The sequence below is a fragment of the Allobosea sp. P4_E12 genome (assembly GCF_056401655.1).
In genome coordinates, this window is sequence record NZ_JBFUIY010000010.1 from 71,096 (window position 1) to 94,994 (window position 23,899).

A 23,899-nucleotide genomic window follows, 5' to 3' on the forward strand; every position below is an offset into this window, starting at 1 on the left:
CTTCAGGATGGGTGGCCGGGCGGGCCTGCTGGTTGGGATCGGTTCTAGTCAGCGGCTTTGCACCTGTCCAGAATTCCCGTGACAAGGCCTTGGCGCATAAAAGAAACGGGCGGCCCCGAAGGGCCGCCCGCCAAAAATACCCTGCCGCTGGCGCGGAGATAAGGCTCAGGCGTCGCCCTCGTCGAGATCATCGTCGGTCGGTGTCGCCTCATCGAGGATGCGATCGGCAACGAGGCCTGAATTCTGCCGGATCGTGGCCTCGATGCGCGCCGCAACGTCCGGATTGGCCTTGAGGAAGGATTTGGCGTTCTCGCGGCCCTGGCCGAGGCGCTGGCTGTCGAAGGAGAACCAGGCTCCGGCCTTCTCGACCATCCCGGCCTTGACGCCGAGGTCGATCAGTTCGCCAACCTTCGAGATGCCCTCGCCGAACATGATGTCGAACTCGACCTGCTTGAAGGGCGGCGCCACCTTGTTCTTGACGACCTTGACGCGGACCTGGTTGCCGGTGGCCTCGTCGCGCTCTTTCAGCGTCGAGACGCGGCGAATGTCGAGGCGCACGGAGGCGTAGAATTTCAGGGCGTTGCCGCCGGTCGTGGTCTCGGGCGAGCCATACATCACGCCGATCTTCATGCGGATCTGGTTGATGAAGATGACCATGCAGTTCGAGCGCGAGATCGACGCGGTGAGCTTGCGCAAGGCCTGGCTCATCAGGCGCGCCTGGAGGCCGGGCTGGACATCGCCCATCTCGCCTTCGATCTCGGCGCGGGGCGTGAGGGCCGCAACGGAGTCGACCACCAGCACGTCGATGGCGCCGGAGCGAACCAGGGTGTCGGTGATCTCGAGCGCCTGCTCGCCGGTATCGGGCTGCGAGATCAGGAGGTCGTCGAGATTGACGCCGAGCTTGCGGGCATAGACCGGATCGAGTGCGTGCTCGGCATCGACGAAGGCGCAAACGCCGCCCTTCTTCTGGGCTTCGGCAATGGTGTGGAGCGCAAGCGTGGTCTTGCCGGAGGATTCTGGTCCGTAGATTTCGATGACGCGGCCCCTGGGGAGGCCGCCGACGCCGAGCGCGATATCGAGCCCGAGCGAGCCGGTCGAGATGGTCTCGATCTCGATCGCCTGCTGGTTCTTGCCCAGGCGCATGATCGAGCCCTTGCCGAAAGCCCGTTCGATCTGCGAGAGCGCCGCATCGAGCGCCTTAGCCTTGTCCATCGAAGAGCCTTCCACGAGCCGGAGATTTGCCTGATTCACAACGTGCGCTCCTTATGGCAGGGGCGCGATCACTTCTCAATGTGCGCCGTGAGCAAATATGGTCACGGTTTGTTCCTGTCTTCAAGTTCTTTTTTTGTTCTCATTCATCGCCTCCCTGCAGAGCTGTTCAAGCCCGGCTGTCGCCCTTCGCTTGCATGGCCCGGATCTGCATCGCGTTGCCGAGCCGCTCCAGCTCCAGGGTGTAGCAGTAGAGCGCGAAGATGACGGCGATGAGGAGCGCCCCGCGCCAGCTCAGATCGAGATAGCCAAGATCGAGCTCCGGGACGTGCCGGAGATAATAGAGCGAGAACAGAGCGCCGCCGAAGATGAAGCCGATCCGGGCTGCGAAGGAGACGAAGTGGCCGATCACCAGGCCGCCATAGGTGGCGGGGATGGTCACATGACGCAGGCGCCACCAGTAGCAGGCCTGGCCGATCAGGACCGCGAGCGCGGTCTGCAACGCGCTGCCGCGAGTGGCAGTCATGATCGTTCCGATATTGTCGATCAGCAGGAGGAAAATGCCCCGCACATTGGCGAGCACGACGATCGCACACAGGGTCTGGGCGAGAAGCAGGATCAGGTATCTGCGTGAGTTCCCGTCCGACATCGCGCTGCCCGCATCGTTCGTGGACGCCGCGCCTCGCTACCTGCGCGGCCTCGCGCCTCAGCTCATCGCGGCCTTCACTGTCTCGACCAGCTGCTTCATCGTGAAAGGCTTGGGCAGGAAGTGGAACTGCTCGCCTTCCGGCAGGTTCTTGCGGAAGGCCTCCTCCGCGTAGCCGGAGACGAAGACGACCTTGGTGGCCGGGTTGCGCTGACGTAGCTCGCCAAGCAGGGTCGGGCCGTCCATCTCGGGCATGACCACGTCGGAGACGACGAGGTCGATCTTGCCGTCATGCTTGAGGAAGATATCGAGCGCCTCCACGCCCGAGGCCGCTTCGTGCACGGTATAGCCGCGCGAGATCAGCATGCGGGCATTGAGCGCACGCACCGCGTCCTCGTCTTCGACCAGCAGGATGACGCCGGCGCCGGTATGATCGGCTGCGACCTTCTTGGGCGCTTCCTTGGCAGCGTTGTCGGCGGCGATCTCCTCTTCCGTCGGCACGTGACGAGGCAGGAAGATGCGGAAGGTCGTGCCCTTGCCGAGGGTCGAATCGACGAAGACGAAGCCACCGGTCTGCTTGACGATGCCATAGACCATGGAAAGGCCGAGCCCCGTGCCCTTGCCGACCTCCTTGGTGGTGAAGAAGGGCTCGAAGATCTTGTCGAGATGTTCGGCCGGGATGCCGGTGCCGCTGTCTTCGACTTCGAGCATGACATAGTCCGCGGTGGGCAGGGCCTGATGGCCGAACCCGGCGCATTCTTCCGCTGCGACGTTGCGCGTGCGGACCTGCAGCTTGCCGCCGTCCTGCATGGCATCGCGCGCATTGACCGCGAGATTGACGATGACCTGTTCGAGCTGACCGAGATCGGCCTTGACCGACCAGAGGTCGCGGCCCTGGCGAATGTCGAGCGAGACCTTGTCGGCGACGACGCGCTTCAGCATCAACGAGAGATCGGAGAGCACGTCGCCGAGCTCGAGCACCTGCGGGCGCAGCGTCTGGCGGCGCGAGAAGGCGAGCAGCTGCCGGACCAGCGAGGCCGCCCGGTAGGCGTTCTGCTTGATCTGCATGATGTCCGGGAAGGACGGGTCGGTCGGCTTGTGGCTGGCGAGCAGGAACTCGGACGCGTTGATGATGACCTGCAGCACGTTGTTGAAATCGTGCGCGATGCCGCCGGCGAGCTGGCCGACAGCCTGCATCTTCTGGGCCTGGTCGATATTGTCCTTGAGCTTGCGCTCGGAGGTGGTCTCCAGCGCATAGACGATGGCGCGCTCACCATCGCTGTCCTCGGTCGCTGCGACCGGAGAGAGATAGAGTTTGGCCGAACGTCCGTCCTCGCCCGAGAGATTGGCATCGAGCGGGGCGATGTCGCTGCTGCCGGCCATGGTCGCTGCGAGCGCCTCGTCGAGGCTGCCGGGCGCGACGAGATCCTGGATTGTCGCGGGCTGGCGGCCCTGCTGCGTCAGCCGGGTGAAGGCGGCGTTGGAGCGCAGGATCGCGCCGTTGCGGTCGACAGTCGCGATCGCCATCGGTGTCGAGTGGAAGAAGCGGGCAAAGCGCACTTCGGCATCGCTGCGCCCGTCGGACCCGGCTTCGCCGGTCGTCCGGTTGAGCACGAGCGTGCGTGAGGGGCCAGCGCGGCTGTCGCTGCCGAAGGCAACCTGATGATGCAGCCTGACCGGCAGGGTCGTGCCATTGCGCCGGCGCAGATCGACATCGAGGACCTCGACGCGGACATCGCCGGGCTGCCCGCGAATGGCCTGGATCAGGGCAGCCGCGTTCGAGGTTGCGATGTCGTCGAGATGCAGTCCGCCCGAGCCGAAGCGGGCGAGGTCATAGTCGAGCCAGCCCGAGAGCGTGGCATTGAGATAGGGCACTTCGCCATCGGCGTCGATCGAGAGGAAGCCGGCCGGTGCGTGATCGAGATAGTCGATCGCGTGCTGGAGTTCCTGGAAGGCGTTCTCCTGACGCTCACGCTCGGGCGTCACGTCCGAGACGCTCCAGAGCATGGCGGCCTTGCCCTCGCGGCGCACGGGGGATACCCGGATTCGATACCAACCGACCGTGTCGCGACCGTTGAGGGCGGGCTCGAGCCGGACTTCCTCCGCCAGCCGGCGGCCTTCGCGCGCGGCGGTCGCCAAACGGTAGATCGCTTCCGAGACCTCCGGGCGGCCGGTAAACAGGCGTTCGACCGGCTTGATGTCGCTGGCTCCGCGGGCTCCGGCGAGCGCCAGATAGGTTTCGTTGGCGTAGACGATGCGGTTCTCGCCCTCGGTGACGACGACGCCGTCATCGGCGCTGTCGACGATGGCTTTGGTCAGGTCATTGCGCGCTGCGCGGCCCGAAAATTGAACAAGGCCAATAGAAAAGGCAAAGAGGCCGAAGACACCGATCACTGAAAGCAGGGCCAGCAGGCCCAGGATCAGCGGCTGCGCCCATTCATTGGCGATGAAGCCGAGCGCGATCGCGGCTCCGACGAGCAAGCCGGCGACAAGCAGGATCAGGCCGATACGGCCTGGCTTGTCGGAGCGATCGATCGCGGTTGTCGCCGTGGTTCCGCTCATGCGGCTGGTCCGTCCCGTTTCACGCCTCCTCGCCGCCAGCGAGGGGCTTAGCGCGCAGGTCGCGCAGATTGCGAGTTAGGCGCGCCTACCCTTCAGGCGCAAGACGTAACCGATGACTTCGGCGACGGCCTGATAGTGTTCGACAGGAATTTCTTCGTCGATATCGACCGTCGCATAGAGCGCGCGGGCCAGCGGCGGGTTCTCGACGATCGGCACGCGATGCTCCCCCGCGACCTCGCGGATCTTCAGGGCAAGCGCGTCGACGCCCTTGGCGAGGCAGAGCGGGGCGCCCATGCCCTGCTCGTATTGCAGCGCGACGGCGAAGTGGGTCGGGTTGGTGATGATCACGGTCGCCTTGGGCACCGCGGCCATCATGCGTTTCCTGACCCGCTGCGCGCGGATCTGCCGCAGCTTCGCCTTGACCTCGGGATTACCTTCGGAGTTCTTGAACTCCTCCTTGAGCTCCTGCTTGGTCATGCGCTGACGCTGGTACCAGCTGAAGCGCTGATAGACGAAGTCGCCGATCGCGATCACTGCAAAGAGCGCGAGCACGCTCGCCATCAGCTTGATCGTCAGCGACAGCGTCGCCGGCAGCATCGCGGCGACACTCATCTGCGCGAAGCTCTCGAGCCGGTCGTGCTCCTTCCAGAGCGTCAGGCCGACGGCGGTGCCGATCAGCAGGATCTTGGCGAGGCCCTTGGCGAAATTGACCCAGGCCTCCTTGCCAAAGATCCGCTTGGCCCCAGCCATCAGCGAGATCCGGCTGAATTTCGGCATCAGCGGCTCGAAGGTCCAGAGCGGCTTGTGCTGGATCAGCGCACCGGCAAGCCCGGCGCAGAGGATGAAGGCGAAGGGCAGGCCGAGCGCCATGAAGCCCGTCATCACGCCCTGCTTGGTGACGTTGAAGAAGGCCTCGCCGCTGGAAGGCACCTGATGCGCGTTCATCAGGAAGGAGCGCAGGGAAAGCGCCGCACTGCTCGCCGACCAGCCGGCTCCGACCAGCAGCGCCAGTGTGAAACCGCAAAGGACGAAGAAGGTGCCGATCTCCTGCGAGCGGGCGATGTCGCCCTTCTCGATCGCCTGGTCCAGCTTTCGCTGGGTCGGGTCTTCTGTCCTGTCCTCGTTGTCGGCGTCCTCTGACATCGCCGCTCCTCAGTTGCCGGTGAACTGGCGAAGGAAGTTGCCGAGATCCTCGAGGAAGACGCCCATCATCACGCCGACGACGGCGAGCAGCACGAGCATGCCGCCGAGGATCGAGGCCGGCACGGCGAGGAAGAAGACCTGAAGCTGCGGCATCATCCGCGCCAGCACGCCGAGCCCGAGATTGAAGAGCAGACCGAAGACGATGAAGGGCGCGGAAATCTGAACGGCGAGGGCGAAGCCCTGCGTCGCCGCACGGATCGCCAGGGTCATCATGTCTCCGACATCCGGAAAGCCGCCAGGCGGCAGGAGCCGATAGCTTTCATGAATCGCCGCGATGGCGACGTGATGGAGGTCGGTGACCAGGATCAGCGTGATGCCGAGCATCGTCAGAAAGTTGCCGATCGACGGGTTCTGCATGCCTCCGGTCGGATCGACCGTCATCGCGAAACCCAGGCCCATGGTCTGGGCCACGATCGCGCCGGCGCTCTGCAGGCAGGCCATCACAAGGCGCACGCTGAGCCCGATGGTCAGTCCGATCAGGAGTTCGCTGATGAGAAGGCCGACCAGCGCAGGCATGTCGCCGGGCGGGGTGATGATCGTGCGCGCCATGGGGACGATCATCAATGCGATGAAGAAGGCCAGCGACAGACGCGCGCGTGAGAAGATGAAGCGTTCGCCGATGCCGGGCATCAGCATCACGAGGGTGCCGACACGCGCGAAGACGAGCACGAAGAGCGCGCCGATCTCGGGCAGGATCGCGATCTGCATCGTGCCGGCTGGGCCCCTGCGCCACTCGGGACGCCACTGCGGCAGCCCCAGAGCCGGTCGCGGCAGCGTAAGGTTCATTCGCCCGTGGCGATTCGGACGGCGACCCGCCCCATATAGCCTGCAAGCGCATCGCCCATGAACGGCAGAAACAGCATCATGGCGGCAAAGACCGCAACGATCTTGGGGACGAAGATCAGGGTCTGCTCCTGAATCTGCGTCAGGGCCTGGACGAGCGAGACGGCGAGGCCGACCCCGAGCGCGACCATCATCAGCGGGCCGCCGGCCTTGAGGAAGACGACGATGCCGTCGCGCGCGACGTCGAGGATGGCGCCTGAGGTCATGGTTTGCGTCCTGATCGAGCCGGGAATCAGACCGGCATCCGCATGATTTCCTCATACGCTGCAATCACGCGGTCGCGAACCGCAACCAGCGTTTCGATCGCGGCCTCGCTTTCCGCGACGGCCGTGACGACATCGACGATATCGGAGCGGCCGGCGGCCACGCTTGCGGTCTGGATGTCGCTCTTGCGGCCGGCATCGGCGGTTGCTTCCAGCGCCTTGCCGATCAGCGAGGAGAAATCCGGCATGCCCGCGCTGGCGCCGGCGGCCGCACCGAGCGGCTTGCGCATCAGGTTGCCGGCGCCGAGACCCTGCGTCGAGGCGTAAGCGCCGGCGGCGAAGCTGGATGTGGCCATGGTGCGAGGTTCCGTTCCGCTGGCGCCGATCAGACGCGCAGGATGTCGATGGTGCGCTGGATCATCCGGCGCGTGGAGGAGATCAGGTTGAGATTGGCCTCGYAGCTGCGCTGTGCCTCGCGCATGTCCATGGTCTCGACCAGCGAGTTCACGTTCGGCATGCTGACATTGCCGGTGGCGTCGGCTGCGGGGTTGCCGGGCTCGAATTTCGTCCGGAAGGCGCTTTGGTCACGCTGGACGCGGCCGAGATCGACGACCTGGGCTTCGAGCTCACGGTCGACCCGCCGCTGGAACGTCGGAATCTTGCGGCGGTAGGGATCGACGCCGGCGCGATCCGGTCCCGAATCGGCGTTGGCCAGGTTCTCGGCGATGATCCGCATGCGGCCGGACTGGCTGCGCAGGCCCGATGTCGCCACCGCGATGCTCTTGAGAAGATCCATGAGGCTGCTGCTCCTGCGTCCGCTGCCTTAGCGGCCCTTACCGATCGCGATCTTCATCAGTCCGAGGCCCTTGCTGTAGAGCGAGGCGGCGAGCTGATAGTCGGACTGGTTCTGGGCCACCTTCATCATCTCGTCCTCGAGATTGACGCCGTTGCCGTTGGGAGTGACCTCGAAGCGGGGTGCCTTGGCGGTATCGAATCCATTGCGCTGTCCGGAGGGGGCCATATGGCCGGCAGAGGTCTGGGCCAGCGAGACGCCGGACGAAGCCGTGCCGATGGCCGGCGCCTTGAGATCCATCGGGCGGAATCCGGGGCTGTCGGCGTTGGCGACATTCTCGGACAGCACTTTTTGCCGGGACTGGTGCCAGTGCATACGCGTCTTCAACGCCTGCATCAGGTTTCCGCCAGCGCCTAAGGCATTGCCAGACATGGAGTTTGTCCCGTTTTCTCAGGGGATGGCCGTGATCGGAGCCGCGGAGCGATTCCGTCCTGACAGTCGATCCACTGGGAAAATATTGCCGGGTGCTTGGTTAATTTCGCGTTAAGATTCACGAATCCGGTGAACCAAATTAACCAAATGCTAACCCTGTTTCCCGAAATTGCGGGCGTTATGCTATAGCCAACGTGTTGAACCTTGGGTGGAATTGCGGTCCGCCAAGGGCTGTCGCCGTCGCACATGAGGCAAACCTTGCAGACGTTGTTTGGCTTCGAACTCTCGACCGGCCTCCGCTGGATCATTGCATTCGCTATCGTCCTGATTCTGGTGGCGCTCTTCGCCTTCCTGCTGCGGCGCATCACCGGCGGGCGACTCAGGATAGGAGGGCAGGGCGGTGGCCGCGCCCGGCAACCGCGCCTCGGGGTGGTCGATATCCATGACCTCGACCGGCAGCGCCAGCTCGTGCTGATCCGRCGCGACAATGTCGAGCATCTGGTGATGATCGGCGGCGCGTCCGACGTGGTGGTCGAGACCAATATCGTGCGCGGCAGCAGCGGCGGACGGATTGCGGTACCGGCGCAGGCCGAGGCCCCGGTCTTTGAACGCCCTCTGGCGATCGACCCGGCGCTCGGTTTCGAGGCTCTTCGCGCCGATCTGCAGGAGGAAACGCGTCGCGCCTCTCCGCCGCCGCAGCCGGCCGCCCCGCAGCCGGATAGCCTGCCGCCGCTGCCGCATCGTACCCCTGGGCCTGTTTCGCGCGTCGAACCGGCTGTGGCACCGGCAGGCGCTGCAGCGGCTGGCATGGCCGGTCTCGCGGCAGGAGCTGCGATTGTGGCCTCACAGGCTCCGAATTTCGGGCGCAATCAGGCTCCCGCGCCAAGCGTGAGTTCCGATGAGCTTGACGATATGGCCCGTCAGCTCGAGGAGGCGCTGAAGCGTCCGCATTCGGCTGTCCGGTCGTCCCAGGCGCCGGCGACCCCGGTTCCGGACGTCGTTCTGCCGGTGACGCCGCCTGCGCCGGTCAAGCCTGAAGAGCCGAAGCCCGCAGCAGCCGCGCCGGTTCTCGCTCCGGTTCCGACTGCCCCTCCGCCGGTCTTCGGGCGGCCCGTCGGCGTGCCGCCGGATGTCGCTGCCGAACTCGAAATGGCCCTGGGCCTGAAGCCCAAGCCCTCGGACGTGGTGACGCCACCGGTGCCCGCCGTCGAACCGAAGCCCGCTCCCTTCCGCGAGCCTCCCGAAGCCGCCAAGCTGCCTGAGCCTGCACCGGTCATGCATCCCGAACCGACACCGGCGGAGCTTGGGGAGAGGCTTTCGGCAAAGGACGAGGACGACGCTCTGGAGGTCAGTGAGGACGAGGCCGATACGGAGGCCGAGGCAGAGATCGCCGAGTCAGAGACCGAGGCCGAGCCAAAGCCTGAGCCGTCCTCTGTTCCCGCCGCCGAAGAGCCGAAGGCCGAATCGAAGCCGGAGGAGAAGCCCATTCAGATCGATCCGTTCTCGGTCGATGCGATCGAAGCCGAGTTCGCGCGACTGCTCGGGCGTGATCCGAAGTCGAAGTCCTGACCGGACGGGCGTGATCAACAGGATTGTCGGGCTGCGACGATCCTGATGCCGCCGGCTTGGTTGCCCTGGCGGACATGGGCGCCCTAGCGTCGTCTCGCCCGATCGGTTGAGTCGGGCTTTGATGGCGGCTTTGCGTGATCCTGACCCTGACGGATGCGAGATGGCGTCGCGGTTGCCGCGTCGCTTGTGCCGGCGCGATGGTCGCGCTTGCGCTCTGCGAGCCGGCTCGGGCGCAAACGCTTTCGCTTGATCTCGGGCAGGGTGGGGGCGTCGCCGAACGGGCGCTGCAACTCATCGCCGTCATCACGGTGCTCTCCCTGGCGCCGTCTATCCTGATCATGGTGACGTCGTTCACGCGGATCGCGGTCGTGCTGTCCCTGCTGCGCTCGGCCATCGGCACGCAGACCGCGCCGCCCAACGCCGTGATCGTCGGGCTGGCGCTGTTCCTCACCGGCTTCGTGATGGCGCCGACATTGCGCGAAGCCTATCGCGTCTCGGTCGAGCCGCTGGTTGCCGGGCAGATCCAGCCCCAGGAGGCCTATAGTCGCGGCGTCGTGCCCTTCAAGGCGTTCATGCTCAAGCATGTCCGCGAGAAGGACCTGATGCTGTTCATCGAGATGTCGCGGGAGCCCCGCCCGACGCAGCCGGAAGATATCCAGATCCAGATTCTCGTGCCGGCGTTCATGATCTCGGAGCTGCGCCGGGCGTTTGAAATCGGCTTCCTGCTGTTCGTGCCATTCCTCATCATCGATCTCGTCGTGGCCTCGATCCTGATGTCCGTCGGCATGATGATGTTGCCGCCGGTGACGGTCGCGCTGCCGTTCAAGCTGATCTTCTTCGTCCTGGTGGACGGCTGGGGCCTCGTCACGGGATCGCTGATCAAGAGTTACGGAACGTAGCGGTCAACCGCGGCCTGGCGCTGCGCCCGGGCTCGCCTCGGCGCCGGTCGAGCTGGGTGGTGCTGCCTGTTCGGGCTCGGCTTTGGGCCGGCTGCGCACAGCGCTTGAATAGGCCGGATAGCGCTCGCGATAGGCCCTCATGAACTCCGACAGGTTGTCGGCACCGGAAACGGCGCGCGCCATCTCGCGTATATCGGCGGCATTGGCACGGTTGGCCCCGGTCGCGAAGGCGAAGGTGCGAGCATCCGTGCTCTCGGCCATCTTGGCGGCGAATTTCGTGCGCAGCCGGTCGAGCGACAGAGCCTCGTTCGACATCACATAGGAGACGGCGGCGCGCATCACGTCGGCGCGCTCACGCTCGTTCAGCGGCGCGTTACCGCGCCAGCTTTCGCCCAAAATGCGTTCATGCGCTTCGCCAGCGTCGCGCCAGCGGCGGCCCGTCCAGTAAATATCCGAGCGCAGCCGGTCGACTTCCGGACCGCGCTCGATTTCGAGCATCTCGAGCGCCTGGTCGGTGCGCGAGAGATCGGAGAGGGCCTTCGCCTCGAGCAGGAGCCGCGCCCGCTTGACGTCTCCCGGCAGTTCGATCAGCCGCGTCGAGGAGATCGCCTGCAGCGCTTCGGCTGGCTTGCCGTTCATCAGCGCGATCATCGCAAGGCGTGCAGCCATCGTCGACCGCGCGGCGCCGGTCAGGCGGGCCTGCATCTGATAGCGCAGAATCTCGCTCGCCTGGTCGAGCAGGTCGAGTTCCACCAGCCGGTCGGCGAGAAGGCGGGCGATTTCGTCGCCGCGCCGGCCGATCGGCAGGAATTCCTTGAAGTCGTAGAACAGGGCCAGCGCTTCGATGCGCGGCAATTGTTCCTGCGCTGCGTCGCGATTGCTGAAGATCTCGGCGAAGCGCTGGGCCGTTTCATCGTGAAGGCGGCGCGTCAGCGGATTGTCGGGGTAGTTGTTGTTGGCGCGGCGCGCGATCTGGAAGGCGTCACGCCAACGGTGCTGCGCGGTATAGAGCCGGCCGAGCTCGGACAAAGCCTCGATCTCGATCTCGCCGCCGCGCCAGATGATCGACACCGTCTCGAGCCTGCGGGTCGCCTCATCAGGCGAAATGTCCTGGCGTTTCTCGGTCTGCACCAGCCGGATGGCACGCAGTTGCGCCTCCGCTGCGACTGGCCTGCTGGCGGCCTCGAATAGCGGCTTGTAGCCGTTCAGCGCGGCCTCTGGGCGACCGCTGACATCATCGAGCATGGCGCGAAGGAGTGCGAGCTCCTCCTTGTCCACAAGATCGCGCGGCAATTCCGAGAGCCGCTCGATCTGGCGCTCGGCCGTCGTCATATCCTGCATGGCCATGGCTGCGCGCGCCATCGCCGGGCGGAACTGCACCTGCAGATCATCCGGGTAGCCGTCGAGCGTCGCCTCGGCGCGCCGGAAACCGGCAAGCGCCTGGGCCTGGCGCCCGAGCCGCTGTTCGATCAATGCGCGCCAGAGCCCCGCCTCGGCATCTTCCTTGAGCGGGCCGGCCTCGAAGGAAGCGAGAGCCTCGGGGTTACGGTGCATCTTCGCCGCGATCACACCCTTCAGGAACAGAGCCTCGCGATTGCCGCGCATGGCGGCATCGTCGGCCAGCATCGCCTGGAGAGGCCCCGCGGCCTCCGGCATCAACCCGTTTGCGGCATAGAAGCGGGCGAGAGCCAGCCGTGCTTCGGATTTGCGGCTGCGCGAGGCGTCGGCGACATCGCGCAGCAGCTCACGCGCACGTTCACGGACGGCTGCAACGCGCAGCTTCGCCCAGAGCTCCGGGCTCAGCAGGGGCGGGGGCGCCGCGACCGGCGTCTTCGTCTTGTCTTCCTCGCTCTGCGGAAGATCGAGGGTGACGGTCAGGCCGCCGGCGCGCCCGATCAGCGCTTGCTCGGTGCCGGCGCGGACGACGATGTCGTCGGAGCGCGGCATGATGGCGAGGCCATGGGCGGTCTGCATCAACCCAAACTCGACGAAGCGATAGGGCTTGGTCACAGCCCGCGTTGGCCCCAGCGCGGTTGCGATGGCCATGGGCATGCCCGCGGTCCCGCCCTCGATCCAATGCACGCCGGTCATGCCGGGCAGGGGAATGGCGAGGATCGTCTGGCCGCGCTCATCGACCGTGCGTGCAGGGGCGACAGGGTTCGTCGGCTTGCCTGCCTGCTCACCGAAGCCGAGCGTCCAGCCGGTGCCGTCATCGCTGAAGCGCACCAACTGCTGGTTGGACAGGCGCAGCCGGACCAGCGTGGCCTTGCCTTCGCGCGTGACAACGGCTTCCTCGATCAGCTCCGGAAGCATCTGCCGAAAGCTCGCGGGGTCGATCGTGTCGCGGGTGTCGAAGACGAGAGTCACCAGGCCGGCATCGACGAAGGCCGCAGCCCCGGTCGGGCGCGGGAAGCGGAAATCGATGCGGCTGCCATCCGGGCCCGCCGATGACTGGATCTTCACGAGCTGAGGCGTCGGGTCGATGGCCGGCGCGGTAGGCTCTGCGGCTGGCTTGGCGACTGGAGCAGCTTGCTGTGGTGCCGGTGCCTCGCTTGCAGCTGCCGGCTTGACGGCAGGGGCGGGCGGCTTGTCCGGCTGATCGGCGGCACTCGCCGGGAGCCCCGTCAGGCTGAGCACGCCGGCCTTGGCCGGCGGCAGCAGATCGACGACGAGGCGGTCGTCGTCGCGGAAGCTGCGAGCCTGCCAGTCCTTGGGCAGGGAAAGGTCGAGCTGGGTATTCTCCGCACCGGTCTCGGTCGAGACGAACCCGACCCGTTCTGGCAGGGCCGACCGGATCGCGGAGGGCTCCACCGTGAGCGATTGGTCGAAGGTGAGCCTGAGCGTGCCGTCGACAAGCTCATGCGCCAGCTTGGTGTCGGAGGGCGCCTGGAAGATCAGGCGCTCGAGTGTCGGCAGCTTGGCGCTGGTCAGCAGGAGAGGCTTGGGGGCAGTTGGTGGGCGGCGGTCGATCTCGCGAGCGCGGGCCTCCGCCAACCGGACACGCTCGGCCAAAGCGGCGATGACCTCGGGCGGAGGGCCGGGCATCACGCCCTTCCAGGTCTCCGGCAGCAGGTCGATGAAGGCCTTGTCGCCGGCCTCGATCAGGTTCGCCTTGTAGGGGCGAGCGAGAGCAAAGCGCATGCCGCGGCCATCAGGGTCGATCCGCGCGATCGAGACATAGTCCGGGAGTTCCTTGGCGATCTTGTTGACGTCGATCTTCACGGGGCCGCCGAAGGCAACGACCAGGACGCCATTGGCGACCCTGACGCGCACTGGCATCGGCTCGTCGAACGTCAGCGACAGGCGCCCGAAGCCGGGCGGCATGGCGGCACCCTGCAAGGTCGCCGTTGCCCCAAGCGCGGGCATGGACAGGCTGGCGGCAACGCCAAGCGCGGCCAGTCCGACACCAAAGGCAAGAGAACGCGGGAAACGCAAACCGGTACACTCACGCAACGCGACACCAGTGCCCGGCACGACCGCAAGACGGCAGCCCGAGCGCTATCGACGGTAAGGCGTCAAGGATAATGGCGGGTTAAGGACGCGCGAGGGTCAGCGTCGCTGCGGCAGCGCGACGGCGGGCAGCTCGTTGCCCGACAGGGGCGCTGATTCGGCGGCAAGACGCGGGAGGCTGGGCGCGCGCGCCGGGGTAGCCAAGGCAACGGTCAGCTTCTCCGCAGCATCCGGTGACATTGCAGCGAGCACATCCGACATTTTGCGCGGATTCATCTGCTGGACCACGGGAACCAGCACGCTGAGGTTCAGACGGTCGAAGACCTTTGCGGCGTCCTTCGGCTTCATGGTCTCGTACATGATGACGAGGTTCTTGATCGCCTTGCTCTCTTCCTCGGCCTGTTTGGCCTTGGGGCCGTCGACCTTGTCCTCGAGCTGCTTCAGGTCACCGACGCGGCCGTCGAGTTTCTTCTCTGCCGTGTCGAGCAGGCGCTCGCGCATCTCCAATTCGCGCATGCGCGCCTCGATCTCCTCGCGCCGCTCGCCGAGTCGCTCCAGTATCGCGCGCTCGGCAGGCGAGGTGGTCCTGGCGGTGCCATTGAGGACATCGGCCTTGTTGTTCGGGTTGGCCGCGCGTGCAGCCTCGGCCTTCGCCTCTTCCTCCGGCTTGGCCTTGGGCTTCTCGATCGTGCCGGTGGTTTCGGGATCGAGGAACGTATCGGGAGCGTGTGCGCGGGCTATGACCTTGGCGAGGCCCCAGACTTCGGGTTCCGTCTTGAGAGGCTGTGCGGCGGGCTGGGTCTTCGCAAGCGCCTGCGCGCTGGCAGGCCCCTTGGCGGGATAAGGCTCCGACGTCCAGGCGATCAGCTTCAGCGCCAGGAGGCCCATGGCGCCGAGGATCACTGCCGGGATGAGGCGGGGCCTCTCGATCACGCCGCCTGACCTTCCAGCCGCTTGGCGGCGCGGGCCCGGATCGCGGCGGCGGCGTGCGCGGCATTCGTCAGGCGCGAGACGGTCGGTTCTTCGGCAACCTCGGGCACAGCATCTGCGGCCTTGGGCGCAACCAGCGTGGCGGCGCTGACGATCTGGGCGATGCGTTCCATGACGTCCTGACCGGCCTCGACCTGGGCCGCGAGATCGGCGGCATAACGCTCGGCCGTACGCAGTCTCTCGGCCAGCGTCCGGTCGCAGTCGCCGAGCGTCAGTTTCAGGCCGGCGATGGCGCGCTCGGCCGTGTCGGTGGCGGAGATCAGGGCGCCGATGGTCTGTCGCATCGCGCCTTCATCCGCCTTGAGCCGCTCGATTCGCTTGGACAGGACATAGCAGGTGATGATGGTGGCGACGAGGAGGCTGGCGACCAGCGCATCGGCGATGAGGGTAATCGTCATGGCGTTGTCCCCGGGCGTCAGATCGGCGAGCCGAGATGGCTTGTGGCGCTGTCGAAGGCTGCGATCGTGGTCTTGGAGCGGCGTAGCGGGCTGACGACCTGGACGGCGATCTTGTCGTCGACGCGCCCGATGCGACCTTCGCTGACCATGAAGTCCCCGCAGCGCAGCGAAACCACTGAATCCGGGCGCGCGTCGAACATCAGCGTGTCGCCGATCTCGAGCTTCATCACGCGCTTCAATGGCATCTGGGTTTCGTGGAGCACGCATTTCACCGCGACGTCAGTCTGCCAGACCTCGGTTGCGAGGTGGTTTTCCCAGATCGGGTCGCGGCCGAGCTTCTCACCCATGAAGCTCTCGAGGAGCAGTTCACGGATCGGCTCGATCGTCGCATAGGGCAGGAGGATGTGCAGCGAGCCGCCGCGCCCCTCCATGTCGAAGCGCAGTTCGACCCGGATCGCTGCGTTGGCCGGGCGCGAGATCGAGACGAAGCGCGGATTGGACTCGATCCGGTCGACCTTGAAATTCACCGGCGAGAGCGGCTGGAATGCCGCTTCGGCATCGCTCAGGACGAGCGCGATCACCCGCTTCAGCAGATTGAATTCGATCGACGTGAAGGGACGCCCGTCGACCCGCGGGGCAGGCTGCCCGCGCTTGCCGCCGAGCATCGTGTCCAGCACCGAGTAGATCAGGGAGGACTCGATCGTGATCAGGCCGAAATTGTCCCATTCCTCTGCCTTGAAGACCGAGAGCATGGCGGGCAGAGAGATCGAGTTGATGTAGTCGCCGAAGCGCACGGAGCGGATGCTCTCGAGGGACACCTCGACGTTGTCGGTGAAGAAGTTGCGCAAGCTGGTCGAGAGCAGCCGAACCAGACGCTCGAAGATGATTTCGAGCATCGGCAGGCGTTCATAGGATACCGAGCCGGATTCGACGATCGCCTGGATGCCGTTGCGACTGTCCTTGTCGTCTCCAGCCGAGAAACCTAGCATCGTGTCGATTTCGTCTTGGCTCATCAGGCGGTCGGTACCGCCTTCGGCCTCGCCTTCCTCCTCGACGGTGTCCGGCATGGTGGCCCATTCCGCCGCCATGTTCTCCGGCGTCAGAGGCTGGTCCTTGGGAAGGCCGCCGGTCTGTTCAAGTTCGCTATCGGCCATGGGACGCTCGGCTGATGGTCAGGGATCGGAGAGGCCGGCTCACTGGACCAGCAGTTCCTTGAACAGCACCGCTTCGACCTTGGCCGGATAGACGGTGACGTTCACGCGACGCAGAAGCTCTTCCTTCAGCCGGTAAATTCCGGCGGAGCCGTCGAGATCGGCGGGGCGCAGCTCGCGCATGAAGACCTGAAAGGCATCCTCGACACGCGGCAGCAGCGGCTTGATCTCCTCGGAGGCCTTGGCATCCGCGATCTCGAGCACGACCTTGATCTTCATGATCGGCTGGCGGTCCTGCTGGCCGCCGCTTGAAATGCCGATCATCATGTCCTTCATTTCGACGAAGGTTGCCGGCTTCTTGACGTTCTTGGCCGCTTCCGCTGCCGCAAGCTGCTCTGGTGAAGGCTTCTTCAGGAAAAACCAGCCACCGCCACCGAGAGCGGCCAGCAGCACAACGCCACCGACGATCATCACGAGCTTCTTCTTGCCCGCCTTCGGCGCGCCGGCGCCGTCTGCGGCCTCGTCGTCGCTGCTCTTGGTCTTCTTGGCCATACCTGTCTGCCCGGGTACCGGAGCGCGGCTCCATTCTGGGCGGCTCACTCCTGCAAATCTGCCGAAACAGGGTTAACGTCTCGTTAAGGACGGCAGTTTTTGCCCGGTCGTTTCTGCCCGTCGACACGCTGTTGCCGAGCGGGTGGCGCAGTCCGGGTTGAATAATATCTCTTATATTTCAAAGCGATGATATCAGTTAACCACGTTGGCACGGGGGTTGCGGTGACTGATCTGCGAAGGCTGCGCTGGGGAGCGTCGAGGCTTTCGCGGGACATGATCGGGAGTTACCGCCGTGGAGAACATGCTTCTCGTCGGCCTGTCGCGCCAGATGGCTCTGGCGCGTGAGCTGGATGTTATCGCCAATAACGTGGCGAATGTCGGCACGAACGGCTTCAAGGCGCGTTCGGCGCGCTTCAATGAGTTTCTCATGCCCCAGGCGAGTGCCGAGGGCTTCAAGGCGCCTGACCGCAAGCTCTCCTATGTCATCGACAAGGGCACCCCGGTCGATCTGTCTCAGGGCGTGATCGAGCGCACCGGCAATCCGCTCGATGTGGCGTTGCGCGGCGACAATTTCCTCGTGGTGCAGACCCCGCAGGGCGAGCGCTATACGCGCGCCGGTTCGCTCTCCATCAATGGCCGCGGCCAGCTCGTCACCCAGGGTGGCCAGCCGGTCCTGGGAGAGGGCGGCCCGATCCAGTTCGGCGATACCGAAACCGGCGCCAGCATCGCTACGGACGGCACTGTGTCGACCAATCTCGGCACGCGCGGCAAGCTCCGCCAGGTGCGTTTCGCCAATCCGGCTGCATTGAGCAGCGACGGCACCAATCTCTTCGCTTCGACCGCTCCGGCTCAGCCGGCCGGGCCACTGGCCCGCCTCGAGCCCGGCGCGGTCGAGACATCCAATGTCAAGGCGGTGATCGAGATGACGCGGCTGATGGAGGTCCAGCGCTCCTACCAGAGCATGGCGAACCTGATGTCGAAATCCGACGAATTGCGCAGCCGGGCGATCTCGCGCCTCGCTGACCAGCAGGCCTGACAGGAAAAGGAGCCAGCACAATGCGCGCCCTTCAGACCGCCGCGACCGGCATGATGGCCCAGGAACTCAACGTTCAGGTCATCTCCAACAACATCGCCAACGTGCGCACCACTGGCTACAAGCGCCAGCGCGTCCACTTTCAGGATCTCCTCTACGAGAACTTTCGTCGGGCCGGTTCCGCCACCTCCGATCAGAACACGCAGGTGCCGGCGGGGACCTTCATCGGCTCGGGCGTCAAGACGGTTTCGACCGGTCGCGTGATGACGCAGGGCAACATGACGTCGACCGAGAAGGAATACGATCTCGCGGTCAAGGGCGAGGGCTTCTTCCGTATCCGCATGCCGGATGGACGGACCGCCTATTCCCGCGACGGCTCGTTCGATCTCGACTCGCAGGGGCAACTCGTCACCCGCGACGGCTATCAGGTCGAGCCGGGCATCACGATCCCGAACAACGCGACCAGCGTCAGCATCAACGCGCAGGGCACGGTCGAAGTCAGGCTCCCCGGCCAGACCGCGCCACAGCAGATCGGGCAGATCCAACTTGCCCGCTTCATCAACAAGGTCGGACTTGAGTCGCTCGGCGACAACCTCTTCATCGAGACGGCTGCCTCGGGCCAGGCGATCGATGGCGTCGGCGGGGCGGAGGGGTTCGGCACGCTCCAGCAGTATTCGCTCGAAGAAGGCAATGTGCAGGCCGTCATCGAGCTGTCGTCGCTGATCTCGGCCCAGCGTGCCTATGAAATGAATTCCAAGGTCATCACCGCCGCCGACCAGATGCTGTCGGCGACGACCCAGATGTTCCGAGGGTGAGGACCATGCTCATGATCCGCTCCTCCAGCCTTCTTGTTTCCCTGCTCTTCGCTGGATCTGCGCTGGCGGCTCAGCCGCACCAGGCCGCGTCTGTCGCGACGGCCGCCTTGCCGGCGGAAAAGGCGCATCCGGCCCCGGCCCTTCGCCGGATGCAGTTGCGCAACGAACTCACGCTGTCGCGCGACCTCGTCACCTTCGGCGATCTGATCGCCGGCCTTTCCCCGCAGGACGCCGCCATGCCGGCCTTTCGGGCGCCGGTGCTCGGCGAGACCGGCACGATCCAGGCCGCCCGCATCATCGAAGCCGCGAAAAATGGCGGCGTCATCCGCGAGGCCAGCGATATCGACAGCCAGGGCATCGCGCAGGTCGTCGTTACCCGCGCGGCTCGCCGCGTCATGGCCTCCGATGTCGAGGGTGCGGTGAAGACCGGGCTGCTGGAACGCTTCGGTGTCGATAGCCGCATCTTTGCGCTGGCCGTGGACGGGGGCACGCCTTCGATTGCGGTCGAGCCCGAACTGACGGGCGCCATGACGGTGGTCGATCTGAGCTATGACGCCCGGTCGCGTCGCCTCCAGGCTTTGCTGACGGTGCCCGGTAGCGCCGCGCTGCGCCTGAAGCCGGTGCGGATCTCGGGGCATCTGGTCGAAACGACGGAAGTCGTGGTTCCGCTCCGCGCGATTGCCCGCGGCGAGACGCTGACCGCCGCAGACGTGATTGTCGAGCGGCGCCCGCGTGAAGGCCAGGGGGGGGAGCTGATCGCCGAGATGAAGGGAGCGGTCGACAAGGTTGCGCGACGTGCGCTGATGGCCGGAATGCCACTGCGCAATGGCGATGTGCAGCGCGAGGAGATCGTCGGCCGCGGCGATCTCGTCACCATCGTCTACGAGGCGCCGGGCCTGCTTCTCACCATGCGTGGGCGCGCCGGAGAGGCTGGCGCGAAGGGCGATGTCGTCAGCGTCACCAATCCCCAATCCAAGCGTGTGTTGCAGGGCACGGTCAGCGGTCCCGGCCGGATCACGGTCAAATCGGCCGGTATTGGCCGCGTCGCCAACGCGCAGTAGTCACGAAGATGCGGAATATCATCATGTCCCAGGCCAAGCTTCTCAGGTTCTCGAGCATCCTTGCGCTCGGTCTCGCGCTCGGCGCCTGCGGCGCTGCCGACCGGCTCGCCAATGTTGGCCAGGCACCAGCGCTCTCGCCGATCGAGGATCCGACCGCGGTGAAGGGCTACAAGCCCGTGCAGATGCCGATGCCGGCAGTCGAACATGCCTCCTTCGCGCCGAACTCGCTGTGGCGCACAGGCTCGCGCGCCTTCTTCAAGGACCAGCGCGCCCGCATGGTCGGGGACCTCGTCACGGTCAAGGTCAAGGTCACCGACCGGGCCCAGCTCGACAACACCACCAAGCGCAGCCGCAAGAACGGCGAGGATTTCGGCGCAGCGAGGATCATGGGGTTCGAGAACAAGCTCGACAAGTTCCTGCCGGACGGCTCCAGCGCAGGCGAACTGCTCAAGCTCGATTCCGAGGGGTCGAGTGAAGGCTCGGGCTCGGTCCGCCGCGCCGAGCAGCTTGCCACCAATGTCGCTGCCGTGGTGACCCAGACCCTGCCGAACGGCAATCTCGTTATCGAAGGCAAGCAGGAGATCCGGGTCAATTTCGAGGTGCGCGAGCTGATCGTCGCCGGTGTGATCCGGCCCGAGGACATCGAATCCGACAACACGATCGATTCCAGCAAGATTGCCCAGGCGCGTATCGCCTACGGAGGCCGCGGTCAGATCACCGATGTCCAGCAGCCGCGCTACGGCCAGCAGGTCATGGATATCCTGCTGCCCTTCTGACGGCCCTTCGAGAAACCCGGCCAGGCGAGGTACGCTCCCCGCCTTTCCCTCCCTGGCCGGCGGGCTGCTTCCTCCCGAGGCAAGCCCCTGTCCTGGATGCCAGCCACGCTCCCCCAGCTTTTATGGCTGGCATCCAGTGAAACCCCGCGCCTCCCGCGCGGGGTTTCCTCCATTCCAACAAAAAAGCCTTTCGCCGGCGGCGAAAGGCTCTCTTCAGACTGTGGATGGCGGAAAAGGTTCAGTCGTCGCGGAAAACACGTTCGTTGCGCTCGTGACGCTCCTGCGCCTCCAGCGAAAGGGTTGCGATCGGCCGGGCCTCGAGGCGCTTGAGCGAGATCGGCTCGCCGGTCTCCTCGCAATAGCCGTAGTTGCCCTCGTCGATCCGTGCGATCGCAGCTTCGATCTTGGCGATCAGCTTACGTTGACGGTCGCGAGCGCGCAGCTCGATCGCGCGATCGGTCTCGGATGAGGCGCGATCGGCGATATCGGGGTGATTCTCGCTTTCGCTCTGCAAGGTGACCAGCGTCTCCTTGGCTTCCTTGAGGATCTCCTCCTTCCAGGCGAGCAGCTTGCTGCGAAAATATTCGCGCTGACGCTCGTTCATGAAGGGTTCGGAGTCGGAGGGTCGGTAGTCGGCGTCCAGGATGATCTGTTTCGACATAGGCGCGCTCTCTGAGTGTCTGTTTCCGGCGTGCCTACCGACTCTGCCTTAGTCGGGCCGCCGATTTGGCGCCCTTATAGCGAGGGAGAGAGACAGTAACAATCGCGATCGATGCAGTTTCAACCAATCTCGCGAAGTCGTTGTCATAAAAATGAAATCCGTCGTTCTCCGGGCATCTTTGCCAAGCTTATCGCAGAGACGTGAGCGCTGCCGCAATGCTCGTTTCGACCTCGCGGGCGACAATCTGACGGTAATGGCTATGGTCGAAGAAATTGGAAGGCTCACGGATCAGGGGCGTGTCGCGACGCAGATCGACAAGCTTCGTTGCAGGGCGTTCGTCGGCTAGCGCCTGGAAAGCGGCCCGGCAGGCCGCCTCGGCGCGCCCTTCGGGACTGCCAGGTGCCGGCAGCGCGGTAATATGGAGCGGCGGACGCACCAGCACCACGGGAGCGCCCTTTGATTCTGCCTCAAGAAGAGCAGCGAGCGCGGTGGCCGCCGGGAAAGGTCCGGTCTCGTTACCACCACTCATATCCTGGTGCTCGAGCAACCTGCGTCGAAGCTCGGGCTTTTCGACATATCCCAGGCCGACATAGCCAGCCTCATAGTCCCAGTATCCATCCGGGCTAGCGCGTTTCGGTGCGTTCCTGATCTCATATCGGATGCGGCGTGGCAGTTCTTCGACGACGTCGTAGCGCATCAATCCGAAGAGATACTCCGCGAAATTGCGGCTGAAGAGCCAGAACGGGAAGGGTTTGCTGACGGGCATGGCCGGGTCGGGCGTGCACCAGGTGTGGTCGACGCTGATGACCAGAGCCTTGGCCGGTTCTTGCCTATGGCGCAGGTACCAGTCGATCAGCACCAGCGTCTCCTTGGGGCCTGTCGCGGGGGCGATCAGCGAGACGAAGGGGATTCCAGTCAGCGTTTTCAGCAGGTCGGGTTTGACCAGTTGGATATGGGAATTGCCGAATATCGCTCCCGAAAATGCAGGGTCGCGGCCGCGGCTGGCGGCGGCTGTGCGCGGTCCCTGCGGGCGAACGCCCTGCTTCAATGACAGTGGTGAGCGCCCGCTGTCATAGGGGTCGATCAGGATGGCTGCGGCGAAGAAGGCGGCTAGCAAGAGGCCTCCCGCAGTCAGAGAGACGCGGATAAACCGCTGCCAGCGCATTCCTGCGGCCGGGTTGGCCTCGGCGCTGAGCCGTTCAGAACTGGAAGTAGATGAATTCATAATTGGCGTCGTCGCCGATCTTGAACAACACAAGCACGAAGAGCACTGCCATCAGCACGGCGATCCACCGCGCCGGCGGCAGCCGGTGCACCAGGGCCCATGCGGTCGGGCCGAGCATCGCAAAGGCGGCTGCGGGCAGCAAAGCGCGCCATTTGAAGCCGGAGCCGAAGGGCGCGAAGCCGAAGAGGCCCTTGTAGATCGTCAGCGCCGCCGGGAAGGAGGAGGCGCGGAACAAGACCCAGCACAGCGTCACAAAGAGCAGGGTCAGGGCCCAGCCGAGCAGCGCCGGCATCGGCAGCTTGGCACGGCGCCAGAGCAGGCAGATGATCAGGGCCACGCCATGGGCGACGCCCCAGGCGATGAAGGTGAGGCCGGCGCCATGCCAGAGGCCACCAAGCGCCATGGTGGCGAAGAGCGCCCAGATCTGGGTCGGCAGTCCCCGGCGCGAGCCGCCCATCCAGATGTAGAGGTAGTCGCGGAGGAAGCGCGACAGCGTCATGTGCCAGCGCCGCCAGAAATCCTGGATGCTGATGCTGCGATAGGGCACATCGAAATTCTGCGGCAGCACGATGCCGAAGAGAAGGGCCAGGCCGAGCGCCATGTCGGTATAGCCGGAGAAGTCGAAATAGATCTGGAAGGTGAAGGCAAGTGTGCCTTGCCAGGCCTCGGCTACTGAAACGACCTGTCCGGCAGCTGCCGCGGCGAAGACGGGGTTGGCGTATTCGGCCAGCGGGTCGCCGAGCAGCACCTTCTTGGCGAGACCGGCAGTCAGGAGCATCAGCCCACGTGCGATGCGTTCGGCCGCGTCGGATCGCAAATAGGGTCGTTCGTCGAACTGATGCATGATCTCGCGCCAGCGCACCAGCGGTCCGGCCAGGACCTGCGGGAAGAAGGCGATGTAGAGCGCATAGCGCACCAGATCGTAGCGCGGGGCCTCGCCGCGCCTGAGATCCGTCAGGTACATCACATGGTGGAAGGTAAAGAAGGAGATGCCGAGCGGAAGCGCCAGATCAAGCTTGGGGACGGGTAATCCCGGAACCATGCCTGCGAACTCAGCGAAAAAATTGAAGTATTTGAACAGCGCCAGCACGGCGAGGTTGAGTGCGATCGCCAGCGAAATCAGGCCGCTTCGCTTGGTCTTCAGGAAGGCTTCGGCGATCCACCAGTTGAGCAGGATCGAGAAAGCCAGCAGCGGGACGAAGCGCCAGTCCCAATAGCCGTAGAAGACAAAGGACAGGAGCGCCAGAACAGGCAGCCGCAGGCTTGGCTGAAAACGCTCGACCAGCCAGTGCAGGGCGAGTGCAAGCGGCAAGAAGCCGAGCAGGAAGACGAAGGAATTGAACAGCATCGAGAGCGGGAAATCTCTTGGGGGCGAGCGCCGCCTTAGACGATTATCTCCCAGGAGTCATGTCCGGGGTCGCGGGCCGG

23 protein-coding genes are annotated in these 23,899 nt (G+C 65.1%); 6 read left to right on the top strand and 17 right to left on the bottom strand.

The window, feature by feature from the left end; translation table 11 throughout:
• Window positions 1-165 precede the first annotated feature (165 nt).
• The 9 genes from recA to flgB all read right to left on the bottom strand — a co-directional run bounded on the left by recA (window position 166) and on the right by flgB (window position 7,891).
• Window positions 166-1,212 carry a recombinase RecA gene (recA, locus tag AC1DW9_RS14765; RefSeq protein ID WP_113514031.1) on the bottom strand — a complete coding sequence of 349 codons (1,047 nt, stop codon included), beginning with the start codon at window positions 1,210-1,212 and terminating at the stop codon, window positions 166-168.
• Window positions 1,213-1,378: 166 nt separating this feature from the next.
• The gene (locus AC1DW9_RS14770; protein WP_441491498.1) at window positions 1,379-1,858 is read right to left on the bottom strand and encodes a hypothetical protein; all 480 of its coding nucleotides are present in this window, start codon (window positions 1,856-1,858) and stop codon (window positions 1,379-1,381) included.
• A 57-nt stretch (window positions 1,859-1,915) separates the two neighbouring features.
• Entirely contained in the window at window positions 1,916-4,417 is a 2,502-nt protein-coding gene (gene cckA / locus AC1DW9_RS14775) for a cell cycle histidine kinase CckA (protein ID WP_441491497.1), read from the bottom strand.
• Between the two features lie 75 nt (window positions 4,418-4,492).
• The gene (gene flhB / locus AC1DW9_RS14780) at window positions 4,493-5,560 is read right to left on the bottom strand and encodes a flagellar biosynthesis protein FlhB (protein ID WP_441491496.1); all 1,068 of its coding nucleotides are present in this window, start codon (window positions 5,558-5,560) and stop codon (window positions 4,493-4,495) included.
• A 9-nt stretch (window positions 5,561-5,569) separates the two neighbouring features.
• On the bottom strand, window positions 5,570-6,328 hold the full coding sequence (fliR, locus tag AC1DW9_RS14785; RefSeq protein ID WP_069882615.1) for a flagellar biosynthetic protein FliR: 759 nt from the start codon (window positions 6,326-6,328) through the stop codon (window positions 5,570-5,572).
• A gap of 74 nt (window positions 6,329-6,402) precedes the next feature.
• Window positions 6,403-6,669, bottom strand: a complete 267-nt coding sequence (gene fliQ, locus AC1DW9_RS14790) for a flagellar biosynthesis protein FliQ (RefSeq protein WP_069879968.1) — start codon at window positions 6,667-6,669, stop codon at window positions 6,403-6,405.
• Window positions 6,670-6,695: 26 nt separating this feature from the next.
• Window positions 6,696-7,022: a flagellar hook-basal body complex protein FliE gene (fliE, locus tag AC1DW9_RS14795; protein WP_441506233.1), complete on the bottom strand. Its 327-nt coding sequence runs from the start codon at window positions 7,020-7,022 to the stop codon at window positions 6,696-6,698.
• A 29-nt stretch (window positions 7,023-7,051) separates the two neighbouring features.
• Window positions 7,052-7,462, bottom strand: coding sequence for a flagellar basal body rod protein FlgC (flgC, locus tag AC1DW9_RS14800; protein ID WP_476855121.1), 411 nt, complete (start codon window positions 7,460-7,462; stop codon window positions 7,052-7,054).
• A 27-nt stretch (window positions 7,463-7,489) separates the two neighbouring features.
• Entirely contained in the window at window positions 7,490-7,891 is a 402-nt protein-coding gene (gene flgB, locus AC1DW9_RS14805; RefSeq protein WP_476775882.1) for a flagellar basal body rod protein FlgB, read from the bottom strand.
• A gap of 258 nt (window positions 7,892-8,149) precedes the next feature.
• Between flgB and AC1DW9_RS14810 the strand changes: the two genes are divergently transcribed.
• Complete coding sequence (locus AC1DW9_RS14810) at window positions 8,150-9,460, top strand: hypothetical protein (RefSeq protein ID WP_476775883.1); 1,311 nt, start codon at window positions 8,150-8,152, stop codon at window positions 9,458-9,460.
• Window positions 9,461-9,657: 197 nt separating this feature from the next.
• Complete coding sequence (fliP, locus tag AC1DW9_RS14815) at window positions 9,658-10,359, top strand: flagellar type III secretion system pore protein FliP (RefSeq protein ID WP_476769140.1); 702 nt, start codon at window positions 9,658-9,660, stop codon at window positions 10,357-10,359.
• 3 nt (window positions 10,360-10,362) lie between these two features.
• On the opposite strand, the gene AC1DW9_RS14820 is transcribed toward fliP, so the two are convergent.
• From AC1DW9_RS14820 to fliL, 5 genes are all read right to left on the bottom strand, one after another.
• Entirely contained in the window at window positions 10,363-13,794 is a 3,432-nt protein-coding gene (locus AC1DW9_RS14820; RefSeq protein ID WP_476775884.1) for a hypothetical protein, read from the bottom strand.
• 114 nt (window positions 13,795-13,908) lie between these two features.
• Window positions 13,909-14,742 (bottom strand): MotE family protein, encoded by an 834-nt coding sequence (locus AC1DW9_RS14825; RefSeq protein ID WP_476775885.1) that lies wholly within the window; start codon window positions 14,740-14,742, stop codon window positions 13,909-13,911.
• The gene (locus AC1DW9_RS14830) at window positions 14,739-15,197 is read right to left on the bottom strand and encodes a DUF6468 domain-containing protein (protein ID WP_441491489.1); all 459 of its coding nucleotides are present in this window, start codon (window positions 15,195-15,197) and stop codon (window positions 14,739-14,741) included. The genes AC1DW9_RS14825 and AC1DW9_RS14830 overlap by 4 nt, the downstream gene beginning before the upstream one ends.
• A gap of 17 nt (window positions 15,198-15,214) precedes the next feature.
• Window positions 15,215-16,351 (bottom strand): flagellar motor switch protein FliM, encoded by a 1,137-nt coding sequence (gene fliM / locus AC1DW9_RS14835; RefSeq protein ID WP_113513509.1) that lies wholly within the window; start codon window positions 16,349-16,351, stop codon window positions 15,215-15,217.
• 39 nt (window positions 16,352-16,390) lie between these two features.
• Window positions 16,391-16,900: a flagellar basal body-associated protein FliL gene (gene fliL, locus AC1DW9_RS14840; RefSeq protein WP_441491488.1), complete on the bottom strand. Its 510-nt coding sequence runs from the start codon at window positions 16,898-16,900 to the stop codon at window positions 16,391-16,393.
• Window positions 16,901-17,192: 292 nt separating this feature from the next.
• On the opposite strand from fliL, the gene flgF reads away from it, so the two are divergent.
• From flgF to flgH, 4 genes are read left to right on the top strand one after another with little or no spacing between them, the layout of a single operon-like run.
• A complete protein-coding gene (gene flgF / locus AC1DW9_RS14845) occupies window positions 17,193-17,936 on the top strand; it encodes a flagellar basal-body rod protein FlgF (protein ID WP_069879978.1) in 744 nt (247 codons plus the stop codon).
• 20 nt (window positions 17,937-17,956) lie between these two features.
• Window positions 17,957-18,748: a flagellar basal-body rod protein FlgG gene (gene flgG / locus AC1DW9_RS14850; protein ID WP_069879979.1), complete on the top strand. Its 792-nt coding sequence runs from the start codon at window positions 17,957-17,959 to the stop codon at window positions 18,746-18,748.
• A gap of 11 nt (window positions 18,749-18,759) precedes the next feature.
• Window positions 18,760-19,809 carry a flagellar basal body P-ring formation chaperone FlgA gene (gene flgA / locus AC1DW9_RS14855; RefSeq protein WP_476775886.1) on the top strand — a complete coding sequence of 350 codons (1,050 nt, stop codon included), beginning with the start codon at window positions 18,760-18,762 and terminating at the stop codon, window positions 19,807-19,809.
• 23 nt (window positions 19,810-19,832) lie between these two features.
• Window positions 19,833-20,585 carry a flagellar basal body L-ring protein FlgH gene (flgH, locus tag AC1DW9_RS14860; RefSeq protein WP_441491486.1) on the top strand — a complete coding sequence of 251 codons (753 nt, stop codon included), beginning with the start codon at window positions 19,833-19,835 and terminating at the stop codon, window positions 20,583-20,585.
• 238 nt (window positions 20,586-20,823) lie between these two features.
• On the opposite strand, the gene dksA is transcribed toward flgH, so the two are convergent.
• The 3 genes from dksA to AC1DW9_RS14875 all read right to left on the bottom strand — a co-directional run bounded on the left by dksA (window position 20,824) and on the right by AC1DW9_RS14875 (window position 23,819).
• The gene (dksA, locus tag AC1DW9_RS14865) at window positions 20,824-21,246 is read right to left on the bottom strand and encodes an RNA polymerase-binding protein DksA (RefSeq protein ID WP_113513504.1); all 423 of its coding nucleotides are present in this window, start codon (window positions 21,244-21,246) and stop codon (window positions 20,824-20,826) included.
• A 187-nt stretch (window positions 21,247-21,433) separates the two neighbouring features.
• A complete protein-coding gene (locus AC1DW9_RS14870; protein ID WP_441491485.1) occupies window positions 21,434-22,363 on the bottom strand; it encodes a hypothetical protein in 930 nt (309 codons plus the stop codon).
• A gap of 82 nt (window positions 22,364-22,445) precedes the next feature.
• Window positions 22,446-23,819, bottom strand: a complete 1,374-nt coding sequence (locus AC1DW9_RS14875; protein ID WP_441491484.1) for an MBOAT family O-acyltransferase — start codon at window positions 23,817-23,819, stop codon at window positions 22,446-22,448.
• Window positions 23,820-23,899 lie beyond the last annotated feature (80 nt).